The sequence below is a fragment of the Williamsia sp. genome (assembly GCF_036566845.1).
GTDB lineage: Bacteria > Actinomycetota > Actinomycetes > Mycobacteriales > Mycobacteriaceae > Williamsia.
The window spans coordinates 36,441-52,147 of the sequence record NZ_DATCVM010000220.1; the positions used below are offsets into that span (position 1 = coordinate 36,441).

15 protein-coding genes are annotated in these 15,707 nt (G+C 63.0%); 9 read left to right on the forward strand and 6 right to left on the reverse strand.

Annotation, left to right across the window (positions count from 1 at the left end):
• The first annotated feature begins 94 nt into the window (after positions 1–94).
• Both VIQ49_RS21380 and VIQ49_RS21385 read left to right on the forward strand, forming a co-directional pair.
• Positions 95–1,168 (forward strand): enoyl-CoA hydratase/isomerase family protein, encoded by a 1,074-nt coding sequence (locus VIQ49_RS21380; RefSeq protein WP_331888413.1) that lies wholly within the window; start codon positions 95–97, stop codon positions 1,166–1,168.
• Entirely contained in the window at positions 1,165–1,941 is a 777-nt protein-coding gene (locus VIQ49_RS21385) for an enoyl-CoA hydratase (RefSeq protein WP_331888415.1), read from the forward strand. Before VIQ49_RS21380 ends, VIQ49_RS21385 begins: the two co-directional genes overlap by 4 nt.
• A gap of 162 nt (positions 1,942–2,103) precedes the next feature.
• On the opposite strand, the gene VIQ49_RS21390 is transcribed toward VIQ49_RS21385, so the two are convergent.
• The 6 genes from VIQ49_RS21390 to VIQ49_RS21415 form a co-directional block, all read right to left on the reverse strand.
• Complete coding sequence (locus tag VIQ49_RS21390; protein WP_331888417.1) at positions 2,104–2,370, reverse strand: LuxR C-terminal-related transcriptional regulator; 267 nt, start codon at positions 2,368–2,370, stop codon at positions 2,104–2,106.
• A 114-nt stretch (positions 2,371–2,484) separates the two neighbouring features.
• Positions 2,485–3,480 carry a hypothetical protein gene (locus VIQ49_RS21395; RefSeq protein WP_331888419.1) on the reverse strand — a complete coding sequence of 332 codons (996 nt, stop codon included), beginning with the start codon at positions 3,478–3,480 and terminating at the stop codon, positions 2,485–2,487.
• Entirely contained in the window at positions 3,477–4,682 is a 1,206-nt protein-coding gene (locus VIQ49_RS21400) for a sensor histidine kinase (protein WP_331888421.1), read from the reverse strand. The genes VIQ49_RS21395 and VIQ49_RS21400 overlap by 4 nt, the downstream gene beginning before the upstream one ends.
• Positions 4,649–5,311, reverse strand: coding sequence for a response regulator transcription factor (locus VIQ49_RS21405; RefSeq protein WP_331888423.1), 663 nt, complete (start codon positions 5,309–5,311; stop codon positions 4,649–4,651). The genes VIQ49_RS21400 and VIQ49_RS21405 overlap by 34 nt, the downstream gene beginning before the upstream one ends.
• A gap of 296 nt (positions 5,312–5,607) precedes the next feature.
• On the reverse strand, positions 5,608–6,444 hold the full coding sequence (locus VIQ49_RS21410; RefSeq protein ID WP_331888425.1) for a WecB/TagA/CpsF family glycosyltransferase: 837 nt from the start codon (positions 6,442–6,444) through the stop codon (positions 5,608–5,610).
• Between the two features lie 98 nt (positions 6,445–6,542).
• The gene (locus VIQ49_RS21415; protein ID WP_414731680.1) at positions 6,543–8,015 is read right to left on the reverse strand and encodes a sugar transferase; all 1,473 of its coding nucleotides are present in this window, start codon (positions 8,013–8,015) and stop codon (positions 6,543–6,545) included.
• Between the two features lie 275 nt (positions 8,016–8,290).
• On the opposite strand from VIQ49_RS21415, the gene VIQ49_RS21420 reads away from it, so the two are divergent.
• Genes VIQ49_RS21420 through VIQ49_RS21450 form a run of 7 tightly spaced genes read left to right on the forward strand, consistent with a single transcriptional unit; the run spans position 8,291 to position 15,658 of the window.
• The gene (locus VIQ49_RS21420) at positions 8,291–9,835 is read left to right on the forward strand and encodes an O-antigen ligase family protein (protein WP_331888429.1); all 1,545 of its coding nucleotides are present in this window, start codon (positions 8,291–8,293) and stop codon (positions 9,833–9,835) included.
• Positions 9,832–10,632, forward strand: a complete 801-nt coding sequence (locus tag VIQ49_RS21425) for a hypothetical protein (RefSeq protein WP_331888431.1) — start codon at positions 9,832–9,834, stop codon at positions 10,630–10,632. The genes VIQ49_RS21420 and VIQ49_RS21425 overlap by 4 nt, the downstream gene beginning before the upstream one ends.
• On the forward strand, positions 10,632–11,699 hold the full coding sequence (locus VIQ49_RS21430) for a Gfo/Idh/MocA family oxidoreductase (protein ID WP_331888433.1): 1,068 nt from the start codon (positions 10,632–10,634) through the stop codon (positions 11,697–11,699). The genes VIQ49_RS21425 and VIQ49_RS21430 overlap by 1 nt, the downstream gene beginning before the upstream one ends.
• The gene (locus VIQ49_RS21435) at positions 11,696–12,688 is read left to right on the forward strand and encodes an NAD-dependent epimerase/dehydratase family protein (RefSeq protein WP_331888435.1); all 993 of its coding nucleotides are present in this window, start codon (positions 11,696–11,698) and stop codon (positions 12,686–12,688) included. Before VIQ49_RS21430 ends, VIQ49_RS21435 begins: the two co-directional genes overlap by 4 nt.
• Positions 12,685–13,818: a DegT/DnrJ/EryC1/StrS family aminotransferase gene (locus VIQ49_RS21440; protein WP_331888437.1), complete on the forward strand. Its 1,134-nt coding sequence runs from the start codon at positions 12,685–12,687 to the stop codon at positions 13,816–13,818. Before VIQ49_RS21435 ends, VIQ49_RS21440 begins: the two co-directional genes overlap by 4 nt.
• A complete protein-coding gene (locus VIQ49_RS21445; protein ID WP_331888439.1) occupies positions 13,818–14,465 on the forward strand; it encodes an acetyltransferase in 648 nt (215 codons plus the stop codon). The genes VIQ49_RS21440 and VIQ49_RS21445 overlap by 1 nt, the downstream gene beginning before the upstream one ends.
• The gene (locus VIQ49_RS21450; RefSeq protein WP_331888441.1) at positions 14,462–15,658 is read left to right on the forward strand and encodes a DegT/DnrJ/EryC1/StrS family aminotransferase; all 1,197 of its coding nucleotides are present in this window, start codon (positions 14,462–14,464) and stop codon (positions 15,656–15,658) included. Before VIQ49_RS21445 ends, VIQ49_RS21450 begins: the two co-directional genes overlap by 4 nt.
• Positions 15,659–15,707: the final 49 nt, after the last annotated feature.

Consider the following 15,707-nt stretch of genomic DNA (forward strand, 5'->3'; position numbering starts at 1 on the left):
GCGTCCCGGTTACCGCGGATATCGGTTCTATGGACTCGTGTTACTAGGATATGCAAGTATTGGAACCGCCGTCGCAGTCGATCATTGGAGAGTCATGTCAGACGAGAGCGCCGTCTTGGTCCGGACGGAGGGCCGCATCGGCCGGATCACTTTGAATCGCCCCAAGGCCATCAACGCCCTCACGCACGAGATGGTGCTCGAGATCGACGCCGCTCTGCGCGCATGGGCGCACGACGATGCCGTCGAGGCAGTGCTTCTCGATGGTGCCGGCGAGCGTGGTCTGTGCGCGGGTGGAGATATCGTCGCGATTCACCGCGATGCCTCTCGGTCGGTCACACTGGACGACGCGATCGCTTCTCCGTCCGGCAAGTTCTGGTACGACGAGTACGTCCTCAATGCGTATATCTCGCACTACCCGAAGCCGTACATCGCGCTGATGGACGGCATCGTGATGGGCGGCGGAGTCGGCGTCTCGGCGCACGGCAACACTCGGATCGTCACCGATCGCACCAAGATGGCGATGCCCGAGGTCGGCATCGGGTTCGCGCCCGATGTGGGCGGCACGTACCTGCTGTCGAAGGCCCCGGGTGAACTCGGTACCTACTTGGCGCTGACCGCAGCGCAGATCAACGGCGCCGACGCCGTCGCGATCGGATTCGCCGATCACTACCTCCCCGCCGAGAAGATCGCCGACTTCACCTCGGCGCTCACCACCCGGCCGGCCGCCGAGGTGATCGCGGAGTGCTGCATCGAGCCGCCGGAGTCGGGTCTGCTGACCAAGCGCCGCTGGATCGATGATGCCTTCTCGGCCGGCACCGCGATCGAGATCGTGGAGCGCCTGCGAGGTCACGACGAATCCGACGCACACGACACCGCCAACGTGGTGGCGGCCAAATCTCCCACCTCGGTGGAGGTGACTGTGCGGTCGCTGCGTGAAATCTCCTCGGAGACAACGTTGGAGGAAGCGCTGGTCACCGAGTACCGGGTATCGATCCACTTCCTTGCCCACCACGACCTCGCGGAAGGCATTCGCGCTCAGGTCATCGACAAAGACCGGTCACCCAAGTGGTCGCCGCCGGCCCTCACCGCAGTGGAGAGGTCTGAGGTCGACGACTTCTTCGCCCCGGTGCCCAAAGAACTCGTACTGACGAACGGAGTCCAGGCATGAGCAACTACGAAACGATCCTCACAGAACAGCGTGGCCGGGTGGGTATCATCACCCTCAACCGTCCGAAGGCGTTGAACGCCTTGAATTCTCGGCTGATGAACGAGGTCGTGGCGGCGGCGCAGGCATACGATGTCGATCAGTCGGTCGGCGCCATCCTGATCACCGGTTCCGAGCGCGCGTTTGCCGCGGGCGCCGACATCAAGGAGATGGCCGACAAGTCCTACGTGGACATGCTGGCGGTCGACTTCTTCAGCGCATGGGATGGTCTGGTCAATGTTCGGACCCCGGTCGTCGCGGCCGTTGCCGGGTTCGCGCTCGGTGGCGGATGTGAGCTGGCGATGATGTGTGACATCATCATCGCCGCCGAGAATGCCGTATTCGGCCAGCCGGAGATCAATCTCGGCGTGATCCCGGGAATCGGTGGCTCGCAACGTCTCACGCGCGCCATCGGCAAGGCCAAGGCGATGGACATGGTCCTGACCGGCCGCCGCATGACGGTCGACGAGGCCGAACGCAGCGGACTGGTGTCCCGCGTGGTTCCCACCGAGTCATATCTCGACGACGCATTCGAGGTCGCCGATACGATCGCCGAACAGTCGCTGCCGATCACGATCCTTGCCAAGCAGGCGGTGAACCGGTCGCAGGAGGTCGGCCTCACCGAGGGAGTTCTGTTCGAGCGCAGGGTCTTTCACTCCACCTTCGCCACCGAGGATCAGTCCGAGGGTATGGCCGCGTTCGTCGAGAAGCGCGACGCGAAGTTCAGCCACCGCTGAGTGTCGGCGGGTCGCGCGGTACGCAGGACCACGTGTGGCCATCGCCCATCGCCCATCGTCCTCTTGTTCGGATGGCGATGGCGATGGCGAAATGCGTGTTGGTTGAAGCAGATTGAGCATTTCAGGCTCAGGCTGATACTGCCGATACAACGATGAATCGATTCAGAACTCGTCGAGCGTGACGTAACCGTCTTGGAGTGCACGGGCGAGCAGGGCAGCTTTGGTGTGGGCGGGACGGCCGCTGGCCGCGTATTTGCCACGTATGCGATTGACGTGGGTGTTGACCGTGGCCGCGGTGATGAAAAGCTCGCTCGCAGCACTGGATTTGGAGTCGTGCTTCACCCAACTCCGCAGGACTTCGATCTCTCGTGCGGTGAGTCGCGGCATGGCAAGCCCTCTGATGCTGAGAGGCGCAAGTGACAACGTCATTTTGGATGCTCCTGGTCGATGGGTTTCCCGGCCCAGGTTCATCCTCTTACGGCACGCGAGAAACGGGTAGCCACATCTTTTGGTTACACCAAAAGTGCCTCATCGTTACCTCTGCTAGCTAGCGAGGTCGGAGGCAGGATCGCCATGCACGTCAAGATCAATTCTCATAGTGCCAGACTTTTCGTCACTTCGGTAGATCGAAATCAAACTCGACCGACCCGGCGGGAGGACGCGGATTCGGAGATGCCCGCCGTCTGAGGTGTGGAGTACGTCGTTCACATGCTGAGTGACCCGTCGGTGGACCTCCGGCGACGTGTCGATGAGCCCACCGTCGTCGATCATCACCACGTCGACTCCTCGGCGCCGCGCGGCCCGGGCATTGCCTGCGACCGAAGCGTTCGCGAGCGCTGCAGCCTGTATCTGATCGCGGAGCTGGCCTTCGAGCAACGCGCAGGCCTTCCTGTCGGCCGCCGAGAGCTGTTCCCCTTCGGCGATCCGGGTGAGCATCGGACGAACCATCGATTCGAGATCGGCGAGCCGGGAGATGCGTTCCTCGCGGGCTGCCCGGACAGCGGCCGCTCTGGCGGACTCTTCGGCCTCGGCGCGATTGAGCGCCTCGATGGCGAGAAACGAATGACGCAGAACCAGAGCGAATGCCGTTCCGATGAACATTCGGGCCGGTGCCAACAACATCAGGACGAGCTCCGGACGCCCCTCGGAGAACGCCGCCGACCACGCGAAGATCACGAGGTAGCAGATCGCCAGACTCGACCAGGCGGGCACGATTCGTCCACGTAGACACAGGACGATTCCCAAGATGACGATTGCGCTCAAAAGCCAAGGCGGCCGATTGGTTTCGACGATCTGTGGTTCCGCGAGTAGGGCGGCGAGCACCGCGCCCGGCATTGATACACACGCGACCGCGGTACACCGGGGTGACAGTGGGTCACCGAGACCGAAGGTGATCGCGGCAGCGCCGACGCAGAGTATCCCCAGCGTCACGACAACGGGCCAGGCGGATGCACCGGTGGGCTGACTCCAGATGGCGACGAAACCTGTGATCACAACAAAACCGGCAAATGCCAGGCTGGTGATCGTCCGGAGTGTCATGGCGTCCGCCGCCAGCTCAGGATCACGCGGGTGCCGGCACCCGGCGCGGACGTGATCGTGGCCGTGCCACCGGCGATCTGTTCCATCCGTCCTCTGATCGAGAGCGGGATTCCCAACCTGTCCGCGGGGACCAGTTCCTGGTCGAAACCGACGCCGTCATCGGCGATCTCGACGGTCAGGGAGTTGCTGTCCATGGTGAACAGAACCGACCGCGCGGCGTCGGGGCCGGCGTGCCTGACACTGTTGTGCAGAGCCTCGGACATGGCAGAGACGATCGCGTGAACGATGTCGAGCGGATAGGTTGTGGTCGGTCCGATCGTGGCGGCGTTGTGCACCTCGGTGTCGGGGTCGACGATCGCCGCGGCGGACTCGGCCTCCGCTACCAGCTCGACCGGTGACACGGCACGGTTGAGGTCGTCGTCGGCGCCAAGCGCGTCGAGCTGTGCGAGCGTGGCGATTGCCTGGGTCTGAAGTTCGGTGTTGGTGCCCTCGCGGGAGGCGGCGAACATGATCGACATGACGCGGTCATGGGTGATCGCGTCCAGATTCGCGCGTTCCCGGCGGCGGCTCTGTTCGGCGGCGGTGGCCTCCGCCCGGCGCTTTGCACGTGCCTGCGCTCCGTCCCGTCGTCGGCCGGTTTCCAGCGCGAAGATCGCAATGGCAAAAGGCACCGCGGCCACGAACAGTCCCCACGGGAGGTCGGTGAAGAACTCCGTGGCACTCGTTCGTTCGGCGACCGACGCGCTGATCATCCGTGTTGCAGTGACCGATGCCAGGAGATACGCGACCGCAGCCGGGACCGGCATGGCAACCACGGCCGCGACGCTGACCACACCGGCGAGTGCGGTCAGCCAGGCCCCAGAGCCGTCATCTGTGGGCAGTCCGTTCCAGACGAAGGCGAATGAGGTGATGACCGCGGCGTAGGAGATCGACACCGCCCAGGCCAGACGGATCGTCCAACGGGTGTCGGTGAAGAACGTGGAGACCAGCATCGCCAGTGAGGGCAGCACGATGGCCTCCAGAGCGGTGGTGGTCCACCACGTCGGAACCACCTCCGAGAGGGCTTTGATCGGCTCGACGAGTAGCAATGGGTACAGGCACAGCGCGATCGACCCGAACCGGCTGACTTGTCGGGTTGTGAGGTCCGCGGCGGAGGTCGATGGATATCTCAGTGCCGAAAACGCCGCGGCATTGGTAACCACCCGTCCTCCAATGCCCGTTTGTACAAGTCGGTTTTGGTTTGTGCCGGCCGACCCGCCTCCGAGTACTTTTGTTTGATCCGGCCTACATACGAATTGACTGTTTCCGGTGACAATCCGGTGATCGAAGCCACCCGGGATGCTGGTTCTCCCGCGGCGTACAACTCGAGGATCTGGCGTTGTCTGGGACTGAGTTCGACCGCGGCAAGATTCGGATCCGAATCGATGGCTGTCGCCCATTCCATCGTCGGTACCACCTGACCGTCGATCGCTGACCGGATCGCGGCGATGAGCTCGTCCACGCCGACCGACTTCCTCAGGATGCCGAGAACCCCGGAGGTGAGCGCCTCACGGATCAGATACGGCTCCGAGGCCGAGGTGAAAACGAGGATGTTGGGGGTGAGGGCACGCAGCAACTCGATGTTGCTGCGGGGCGTCGAATCGTCGGACAGCCGCAGGTCGAGCAGTGCAAGATCGATCGGTGCGCCCTGATCGACCAGCTTCGGCACCGTCGGAGAGTCGGCCACGACCGACATTCCTGCGGCTTGGTTGATGATCGTCACGAGGCCCCGTCGGGTGGTCGCGAAATCTTCGACCACCCCGATTCGCGCAACCTCCCACGATTCATCCATGGGCGGTACGGAGCAATATGGCGGAACCCTCCATGGGCGGGACCTACTGAGTCGTGTGCTTGGCGAACTAACACGATGTACTTTTTGTCGAATATGGACGGACCAGCCCACCCTCTTGAGCAAGGTCAAGAGTTATCTTAGCTGATCACCGGCCCGGGCCGCAGAGTTCGACGCCTCGTAGCCGGTAGGTGTGGACGCTGTTGCCGTCGGCGAAGGCGTCGGTGAATGTGTTTCCGTGAATCGTGAATTCAAGGTTTATCGCCCCCGCCGCAGGGTTTGGCCGGGACCTCCGCAGCTCACTGCCTGCTGATGGTGGACGCCGGAGCGGGTGATCCGACGCGACCGGCATCGGCGACGGCAGACCGGAAGTCGTCGGCGACTTGCGCGCGACGCAGGGTCAGCAGTTCGGGAGGGCCTTCGATCAGGTAACGGCGGGCCAGCCGACGTGGATCGGATGTGAGACGGTGGAGCCATTCGAGGCCGAGCCTCTGGAACTGGATCGGGGCGCGCTGCGCGGTTCCGGCAAGGAAGTCGGCGGCGGCACCGAATGCCAGCATGGCCCGTGACCCGGTCAACGTACCGAAGTGTTCGATCCATAGTTCCTGGCGCGGTTTGCCCAATCCGACCACGAGCACGTCGATCCCCGCATCGCGGATCTGCTCGGCGTCTCGTACACATTTTCGCGGATCCGCGAGGTCGGCGCGATCAGGTGACCAGTAGCGCACCGGTCCCAGGCTGTCGAAGTCCTGGCGGATCCGGGTGTCCAGGTTCTGATGCAGCTCCGGGAATCCGCCGTAGAAGCCGACGCGGCTTCCCGCCCGCTCGGCTTGGCGGAGGATCGCGGGCAGGAGGTCGGAGCCGGTGAGGCGGGGCCAGGCCTGCCCGGTCAATTTCGTCGCCCGGGCGACGATGGGGGCTCCATCGGCGAGCAACACCCAGTCCACGCCGTCGTCACCGTGACGATCGGGGTGATCGAGTCGCGGGCCGCCCGGTGCGGTGAAGTGATGGAGATGGTCCAGATTGACCGATCCGATGGCCAACGGCGTACGTTGGGGCCCGGTCAGGCACCGCTGCACGGCATCGAGCACGAGGGCTTCGGTACAGAGATCCACGGCGACTCCGTCGATCATCATCGTGACGGTCTGGGGCGGACGATCAGTTTCGTCCGATCGCGCCGAAGGTGACTGCATCTTTGCTCTCCTGGTCAGTGCGCTGGATGGGTTGGGACTCATCAGTAGGCACCGCGCCCTTTGATGACGGCATGCAATGTGCGCCAGAGGATTACGAGGTCCTGCATGATCGACCAGTTCTCGACGTACATCAGGTCGAGGCGAACAGATTCGTCCCAGGAGAGTTCTGACCGCCCGGAGATCTGCCAGAGTCCGGTGATGCCCGGGCGGACGAGCATTCGGCGATTCACTGGGCCGCTGTACTGCGCGACTTCTTCGCGAAGTGGTGGTCGCGGACCGACCAGGCTCATCTCGCCGGTCAGGACATTGATCAGCTGGGGGAGCTCGTCGAGGCTGTAGCGGCGCAGAAAGTGACCGACGCGGGTGATTCGGGGATCTTCGCGCATCTTGAACAGCACGCCGTTTCCATCCGAGCTGCCGAGGAGTTCTGACCTCTGTTTGTCGGCTCCGTTGACCATGCTGCGGAGCTTCCACATTCGAAATGGGGTATTGCCTGTCCCGATCCGTTCGGCGCGATAGAAGACCGGACCGGGTGAGCTGCATTTGACGGCAATGGCGCATGCGACGAGAAGCGGCGCGATCGTGCATAGCAGTACTGCCGCCCCGACGCGGTCGATTCCCCCTTTGAGTAACCGATTTGCGCCGGCGTATCGAGGTTTGTCGATGTGCACCATGGGCAAACCTGCGACGGGGCGCAACATCATTCGGGGCCCCGCGATGTCGGTGACGCCGGGTGCCACCACCATGTCGACACCCATCGCCTCGAGCTCCCACGACAGCTCCCGCATGACGGAGTGCCCGAGCGCTGATGCCGAGGTCACCGCCACCGTGGTGGCACCCGATCGCCGCACCGCGTGGGTGAGGGCGTCGAGGTCGGGAGGTTCGGGTAGCAGTTCGCCGCCACGGGACGGGTGTGAACGATGTCCGGCGGTGCGCACTATTCCGGCAACCTGGTATCCGAGCACCGGGTTGTCTTCGATTCGATCGATCAATGGAATTGATGATTCGGTGTCGCCGACGATCAGTATTTGCTGAAGATTGCGGCCATTTGCTCTTTGTCGGGTCAGTTGTTTGCGCCAGATCCATCGTCCCGCGAGTAGAGACAATGTGCCGAATGGAAGTGCGATGGCCACAAATCCACGGGCAATATCGAGCTTGAAGATCAGATCGAAGATTGCGAGCAGGCCAAATGTCATGAAACATGCCGACGCCACTCGGCTGTACTCGGTGGCACCTGAACCAAGGATTCGCGAATCTTCACTTTGGGTTGCTCTCAGCGTTGCCATCCAAACTATTGAGAGCGCAATTGTTTCGATTGTCAGGTGTTTGCGTTGATCTATTCCCAAATCGCCATTTCCGGCGAATCGAACGATGACGGCGCCGGCCACGGCACCCAGGACGATCACGAGGTCGGTCCAGCGAACTCGCCGCGCGTAGGTCTGCTGCCAACTCTCTGCAGGCGGATTGACCAGCTCAAACGGTGACACTTTCGCAGTTCTTGGTGCCACGCGCACTTCGTCCAACATGATCTGTACCCATCTCGGGATCTCGGGGTTTGCGAGCGTGGCCGCGAAGGTCGATTCGCCACGATCAATCGAATATTGGCGAAAGTACCGGGCAATCTCAAGTGGAGTCAGAGCCCATTGGGGCTACAGGCAATAGCGAGTCTTCGCCCGGTAATATAAAAGCAATGATAGGGAGTGATCATTCATTTAGATTGTTTCTTGAAGATCATTTTGTAGCCTTTTAGATTGACCGTCAGTGTCAGATATGAGGCACAGGGACAGTTGTGAAGGTGACGGTCCGGGCGCTGCTGGAAATTGACGACCGGTCGACCGAAACGAAAGTTCAATCGTTCCGCCTACAATCCTTACTGGTGCTAATTAGAGGCCATCGTCTGAACGCATTCAGTTTCGTTTTCGATGCGCAATTTCACGCAGATTCGCCGCATACTCACCTGGTGAACCAAATCGTCGACCACGCGCCGGCGGTGGACCAGGCCTCGGTCGACCGCGCCCCGTGGCTGCTCCGTGCCGTAGCCGTCACGGTCTTCTTGATCCCACCGAACTTCGTGTTCGCGCCGCTGGGCGCGAATGGCTTTGTCGCGATGATCCTCGCGCTGTTTGTGTTCGGGTTGTGGATCACATCAGCCGCATGGGGCCTGCACGACCCGGTCGGGTTTCGAAATCCCGCACGTCTGGCATTGGGCATCTTGTGGTTTGTGACAGCCGCCTCATACGTTGTGATGAGCGCAGGCCCGGCCGGATTGGCCGGGCGGATGAGCGCCGACCGGTGGGTACTGACACTCATGGCCATCACGGGAATCGCGCTGACCACAGCCGAATTCGTACGTGGCCCTGCGGCCATCAGATCGTTGATCAGAGCCATGACATGGGGTGCGACGCTGTGCGCGATGATCGCGATCTGCCAGTTCGCCTTTGGGATCGACCCGGTCAAGTGGATTTCTGAAGCCCTGGTCGGCATGACCGATAACGGTGGCAACACCACCTTTCAGACGCGTGCGGAGTTCACGCGGGTTGCCGGCACGATGTTCTCACCCATCGAGCTTGGGGTTGTGATGAGCCTCATGCTGCCGTTTGCCGTGTGGCGGGGTCTATTTGACCGTTCCCGCTACCGATGGCTTCCGTGGGCGCAATGTGTATTCATCGCTGCTGCAGCGGTGTGCACGGTGTCTCGGTCGATGTTGCTGAGCCTCCTCGTGGTGTGCTTGTTCAGCATTCCATTCCTGCCGCGGACGGCCCGGCTGTGGGCAGCGGTGGCTGTCCCCGTGGCGGTGGTGGCGGTCTTCGTGACTGTGCCGGGCATGATTGCCACGCTCAAAGGAACGCTGACGGTGGGGTCTGCGGATCCGTCGATCACCACGCGGTTGAACAACTATCCGCGAGTGGAGGCAATGGTCTCTGATCGTCCTTGGTTCGGTACCGGGCCAGGAACGTACCTGCCCGAGAACGCCCTGAAGATTCTCGACAACCAATATCTGAAATCGTCGGTTGAGATGGGGATTGCCGGCGCGGTTGCGGTGGCACTCTTCTTCGGCTTGACGGCATTTGCCGGTCTGCTGGCAGCACGCCACTTTCGTGATCCCGAGATGAAGGCACTCGCTGGTGCGGTCTTTGGTGCGGGTTCCGCCTCCCTGGTGGCGTCTGCAGCATTTGATTCGTTCTCCTTTCCGACATTTACCTTGATCTCCGGCTTCATCGCCGGCTTGTCCGGCGTCGTGTGGTTGGCCGCGCGTGGCGAATCATCAACTTCCACTGAGGCATTCCCGGAACGACGCCCAGCCTCAGCACCGAACAGAGAGTTAACCGCATGAATCCATTTGCGATCTTCTCGACATTGTGGGCACACAAGTTGCTAGCGATCCCGCTGGTGCTGTTGATCGTCGGGGCATGCGGCTACGCCATGTTCTACGGGCCCAGAACCTACGAGTCGTCGGCTACCTATGTCTTGATCACGCCAGACACTCCTTCTGATCTCGACATAGCCAACAATCCGGCGTTGACAGCCAAAACAGACAACCCCTATCTGCGCGCCCCCGAGCCGTCGTTGGCCGCTCAAGTGGTGATGACGCGTCTCGGGGCGTTGGACGTGGCGGAAGCCCTCGAACGCGACGGACTGTCGACGGACTATACGGCCCTGCCGGCCAGCGAATTCGGTTCCGGACAGATCATCAGGGTCACAGCCAGCGCCGACACCCCGGAGAAGGCGGTCAACACCACATCGCGGCTGGGCACTTTGTTGACCGAAGAATTACGTTCCATCCAGTTGGTCAATGGCGCTGACGAGCAGTACTTCATGACCGCACAAGAGGTCACACCGCCGGGGGCCGCGGTCGAGAGGTTGTCGAGCCGACTCCGGAACGTCGCGATGTTGGGCGTGGCCGGCCTGGTCCTGCTGTTCGGTGCAGTATCCGCGGCACGAGCTCTCGAGCTCCGGAAGAGTCGTCGAGCCCCGGCCACGGAAGGCGCCGAAGACAACGGGTTCGAACCTGCCGACGTACCGAAGTCTGACTTTGAGTCAACCGAGAACCATACCTCCAGCAACAACCTCGACGGTCTGCTGGTCAAACCGAACTCCAATGGCCGCGACGTTCTATCAAGGAGCAATTGATGAAGAAGCAACTCGGCGTGGCGGTGGTCGGCGCCGGCTACTGGGGCCCGAACCTCGTCCGCAACTTCCGTGGTTCGCCGGATTGGGATCTGGTCGCGGTCTGTGACCTGAACGAACAGCGCGCACAGGCTGTCGTCGGTTCGCGCTCGACCGTCGAGGTCGAGACGTCCTACGAGCGACTGCTGGAACGCTACGACATCGACGCCATCGCGATCGCCACTCCGGCCCAGACGCATGCGCCCTTGGCGTTGGCCGCGTTGGCCGCGGGTAAGCACGTCCTGGTGGAAAAGCCGTTGGCGCCCAGTGTCGTCGACGCGGTCGCCATGGTCGACGCCGCCCGCGATGGCGACCGGGTACTGATGATCGACCACACCTACTGCTACACGCCCGCGGTGCAATACATCGCCCAGACGGTGCAGTCGGGCATGCTCGGCAACGTCATGTACATCGAATCCACCCGCATCAACCTGGGGTTGGTGCAACCCGATGTCGATGTCTTCTGGGACCTGGCACCACATGACCTGTCGATCCTCGACTTCATCTTGCCTGGCGGCCTCAATCCGGTCGAGGTCAGCGCCACCGGTGCCGATCCACTACGCGTCGGCAATGCCTGTGTCGGTCACATCTCACTGACGATGGCCGATGGCTCCACCGCGCACATCAACGTCAACTGGTTGTCGCCCACGAAGATTCGGCAGATGGTGATCGGTGGCAGCCACCGCACGGTGGTCTGGGACGATCTCGACGCGCAGCGCCGGGTGTCGGTGCATGACAGGGGTGTCGATCTGGCCTTCGGTCAGTCGGTGGATGAGCGCAAGGCCGCTCAGGTCTCCTACAGACTCGGCGACGTCACCGTGCCGGCGCTCACAGAGAAGGAAGCGCTCTCGACAATGGTCGGAGAGTTCGCGTCGGCGATCAAGTCCGGGCGCTCGGCCCGCACAGACGGGGATGCGGGCCTTCGGGTGCTGTCGGTCCTCGAGGCCGTCTCCGAGAGCCTGGCCGCCCGGGGCCGCCCGGTCGCGCCCCGGCAATACGACAGCTCCTTGACCGTTCGGAGTGCATCGTGAGTTCATTGCAGGGCGCATCGGTCCTGGTGACCGGCGGCGCCGGCACCATCGGCTCGACCATCGTCGACCAGTTGCTCGATCAGGGCGTGGGCCGCGTTGTTGTCCTGGACAATCTGGTTCGGGGCCGCGAGGCGAACCTTGCTGTGGCGCTAGACGATCCGCGTACCGAACTGGTGGTGGGAGATCTGCGTGACCGTGACCTGGTCCATGACCTGACCAAGGGCTCCGACGTGGTGTTCCATCAGGCCGCGATCCGGATCACCCAGTGCGCCGAGGAACCGCGACTGGCGCTCGATGTGCTGGTGAACGGCACCTTCACGGTGCTGGAAGCCGCCGCTGAACACGGCGTCGACAAGGTGGTCGCGGCGTCGTCGGCATCCGTCTACGGGATGGCCGAGCAGTTCCCGACCACTGAACGCCACCATCACCACAACAACGACACCTTCTACGGCGCGGCCAAGAGCTTCAACGAAGGCATGCTCCGGAGCTTCCGGGCGATGTACGGGATGCGGTATGTGGCGCTGCGGTACTTCAACGTCTACGGCCCGCGGATGGACGTCCATGGCGTGTACACCGAGGTCCTTGTCCGGTGGATGGAGAGAATCGCCGACGGCCTGCCGCCGCTGATCTTCGGCGACGGATCCCAGACGATGGACTTCGCGTACACCGAAGACATTGCTCGCTCGAATGTGCTTGCCGCACTCAGTGATATCGACGAGGGTGTGTACAACATCGCGAGTGGCACAGAGACCTCCCTGCTGGAACTGGCGGATGCCTTGCTTCGCGTGATGGGCTCACCCTTGTCGGTCGAACACGGTCCGGAACGGGCCGTGAACGGTGTGGTGAGGCGTCTGGCCGACACCACCGCCGCATCGAACGACCTGGGCTTTCGCGCAGAGATCGGTGTCGAGGACGGACTTCGCGCATTGGTGAAGTGGTGGGAACCGCAGCGGGAGAGCATCGCGGCCGGCCGATCGGTGGCGTCATGACCTCCACTGTCAGGCTCAATGTGATGCAGCCCTATCTCGGAAAGGAAGAGGTAGCGGCGGTGACCGCCGTCCTGGAGTCCGGCTGGGTGGCGCAAGGCCCACGAGTGGCGGAGTTCGAATCCCGCTTCGCCGCGCTCGTCGATACGGCGTATGCCGTGGCGCTGTCGAATTGCACATCTGCTCTGCATCTTTCGCTGGTGGTCGCCGGCGTCAAGGCCGGTGACGACGTGGTGGTTCCGTCATTTTCCTTTGTGGCCACTGCGAACGCGCCGACGTATGTGGGTGCACATCCGGTGTTCGCCGATGTCGAGCCTCTGACCGGAAACGTGACGGCCGCGACGATCGAGGCTTCGCTGACGCCGGCCACGACCGCGGTGATCGCGGTCGACCAGGGCGGAATACCCGCCGACATCGCGTCGATCAAGGCGTTGTGCGCCCCGCGGGGGATCACGGTCATCGAGGACGCAGCCTGTGGGGCCGGATCCAGGCTTGGTAACCGGCCGGTCGGCGTGGACGCCGACGTGGCCGTCTGGTCGTTCCATCCGCGCAAGCTGCTGACCACCGGAGAAGGCGGAATGCTGACGACCAACCGCATGGACTGGGCTGATCGGGCGCGGACCCTGCGCGAGCATGCGATGAGTGTCAGTGCCGCGCAACGGCACGAGAGCGTTCTCGCGGAGGCCGAGCAGTACCTCGAGGTCGGATTCAACTACCGGATGACCGATATGCAGGCTGCCGTGGGCATCGTCCAGTTGCGCCGTCTCGGCGAGATGGTGACCCGGCGTCGGGTACTGGCCGGGATGTACCAGGACGCGCTGGCCGGTGTGGCCGGAATACGTTGTGTCGCCGACCCTGTCGGGGGCCGGGCCAACTTCCAGTCGTTCTGGATCGAGGTGCTCCCCGGCTTCCGTTTCTCGCGTGAGGAGTTGCTCGCCGAACTCGCGGTGGCGGGGATCTCGGCGCGTCGGGGGATCATGGCTGCGCACCGGCAACCCGCACACGCCTGGCGCGAGCACGCCGATCTCACCGTGACCGAGAGACTGACCGACTCGACGTTGATACTGCCCCTGTTCCATCAGATGACTGCTGACGACCTCTTTCGGGTCGTGGACGTGATCCGGGGTACGTGATGAAGCCTCTGATTCTGATCGGTGCCGGTGGACTCGCCAGGGAGGTCGCTGCGCTACTCGAGGATACGCAGGAGTACAAACCGATCGGACTGCTCGACGACAACCTTGGCCTGCACGGCACCGACATTGCCGGGTTGCCCGTGATGGGCGGCATTCGCTCCGTGCTCGATCACGTCGACACCGACCTGCTGGTGTGCACCGGTTCGGGCCGGTCGCGTTGTCTCATCGTCGACCGGTTGCGCCGCCTCGGAGTCGATCACGTGCGCTACGCGACCGTGATCGCCCCTGATGTCCGGTTGCCGTCGGATGTGTCCATCGGGTCGGGAACCATCGTGATGGCCGGCTCGGTCCTGACCGCGTCGGTGAGGATCGGGCGCCATGCCGTGCTGATGCCCCATGCGGTGTGTACCCATGACGATCAGCTGGGCGACTTCGTGACACTCTGCGCCGGTGTCACTTTGGGCGGCAATGTGGTGGTGGGCGACGAGGCTTACCTGGGAATGAACAGTTCTGTCAGGCAGAACAGCAGGGTGGGGACAGGGGCGGTGCTCGGAATGGGCTCCGTACTGCTCACAGATCTACCCGACCACGAGGTCTGGGCGGGTAGTCCCGCTCGCAACATCAAGCCGAGAGAAAGCCGCGTATGACCGTCGAGAGAATCGCCCCGAACAATGCTGTCCCGAACAGTCTTGTCCCGAACAGTGTTGTCGCTGAGGGACATGCCGCGAGAGTCGGAGTGCCGTTCGTGGATTTGCAGGCGCAGTTCGCCGACGTCGCCGCCGAGGTGATGCCGGTGTTGCATGACGTGTTGACCACTGCCGGCTACATCGGCGGCACCCATGTGGCCGCGTTCGAAACAGCCTATGCCCAGTTCTCGGGTGCACAGCACTGTGTTGGCGTGGGCAACGGCACCGATGCCATCGAACTTGCGTTGCGCGGAGCCGGAATCGGCGCCGGCGACGAGGTGATCCTCCCCACCAACTCGTTCATCGCAACCGCAGAGGCGGTGAGCCGGGCCGGCGCCACCGTGGTCCTGGTCGATGTCGATCCCCAATATTTGCTCATCGATCCCGAGCAGGTGGCGGCGGCCATCACCGCGCGGACGCGCGCGATCATCCCGGTGCACCTGTTCGGCCAGACCGCCCCTGTCGAACAGCTCGTGGATCTCGCAGCCCGTCACGATGTGATGATCATCGAGGACGCGGCCCAGTCGCAAGGTGCGAGCCGGAACGGAATACCCACCGGAACAACGGGTATCGCTGCGGCCACGAGCTTCTATCCGGGCAAGAACCTCGGTGCGGCGGGGGATGCCGGCGCCGTGCTGACCAACGATGATGCCCTCGCCGACCGCGTCCGCATCATCGCAGCCCATGGAAGCCGGCAGAAGTACGTCCACGACGTGGTCGGCGTGAACTCCAGGCTCGATGCCGTGCAAGCGGTGGTGCTGCGGGCCAAACTCGCCCATCTGCAACGCTGGAACGATCTGCGACGCCGCGCTGCCGAACGGTACTCGGAGATGCTGGCATCGATCGACGGTGTGCAGAGTCCGACATCGGCTCCCGGCAACGTGGACGTGTGGCACCTGTATGTGGTGCGGGTCGATGGCCGGGATCGGGTCCTGGATGGTCTCGGTGCCGCCGGAATCGGCGCGGGGATCCATTACCCGACGCCGATCCATCTCACCGGTGCCTATCACGATGGGCATCGTGCCGGGCAGTTCCCGGTCAGCGAGCATGCGGCACAACAGATCTTGTCATTGCCACTGTTCCCTCACATCTCGGTGACGCAGCAGGAGATCGTGGTCGACCGGTTGGCCGGCCTGATCGTTGGCGCGCGGTGACCAGCTCGCTGCGGTTGCTCCAGGTGCTGCGCCCTCGTTCGAAAGGGTG

What these genes read in the sequence shown, in the direction of transcription:
- VIQ49_RS21390 (WP_331888417.1), bottom strand. Translation starts at nt 2,370, where the DNA reads ATGACGTTGTCACTTGCGCCTCTCAGCATCAGAGGGCTTGCCATGCCG.
- VIQ49_RS21380 (WP_331888413.1), top strand. Translation starts at nt 95, where the DNA reads ATGTCAGACGAGAGCGCCGTCTTGGTCCGGACGGAGGGCCGCATCGGC.
- VIQ49_RS21385 (WP_331888415.1), top strand. Translation starts at nt 1,165, where the DNA reads ATGAGCAACTACGAAACGATCCTCACAGAACAGCGTGGCCGGGTGGGT.
- VIQ49_RS21395 (WP_331888419.1), bottom strand. Translation starts at nt 3,480, where the DNA reads ATGACACTCCGGACGATCACCAGCCTGGCATTTGCCGGTTTTGTTGTG.
- VIQ49_RS21405 (WP_331888423.1), bottom strand. Translation starts at nt 5,311, where the DNA reads ATGGATGAATCGTGGGAGGTTGCGCGAATCGGGGTGGTCGAAGATTTC.
- VIQ49_RS21450 (WP_331888441.1), top strand. Translation starts at nt 14,462, where the DNA reads ATGACCGTCGAGAGAATCGCCCCGAACAATGCTGTCCCGAACAGTCTT.
- VIQ49_RS21430 (WP_331888433.1), top strand. Translation starts at nt 10,632, where the DNA reads ATGAAGAAGCAACTCGGCGTGGCGGTGGTCGGCGCCGGCTACTGGGGC.
- VIQ49_RS21410 (WP_331888425.1), bottom strand. Translation starts at nt 6,444, where the DNA reads ATGATGATCGACGGAGTCGCCGTGGATCTCTGTACCGAAGCCCTCGTG.
- VIQ49_RS21440 (WP_331888437.1), top strand. Translation starts at nt 12,685, where the DNA reads ATGACCTCCACTGTCAGGCTCAATGTGATGCAGCCCTATCTCGGAAAG.
- VIQ49_RS21425 (WP_331888431.1), top strand. Translation starts at nt 9,832, where the DNA reads ATGAATCCATTTGCGATCTTCTCGACATTGTGGGCACACAAGTTGCTA.
- VIQ49_RS21445 (WP_331888439.1), top strand. Translation starts at nt 13,818, where the DNA reads ATGAAGCCTCTGATTCTGATCGGTGCCGGTGGACTCGCCAGGGAGGTC.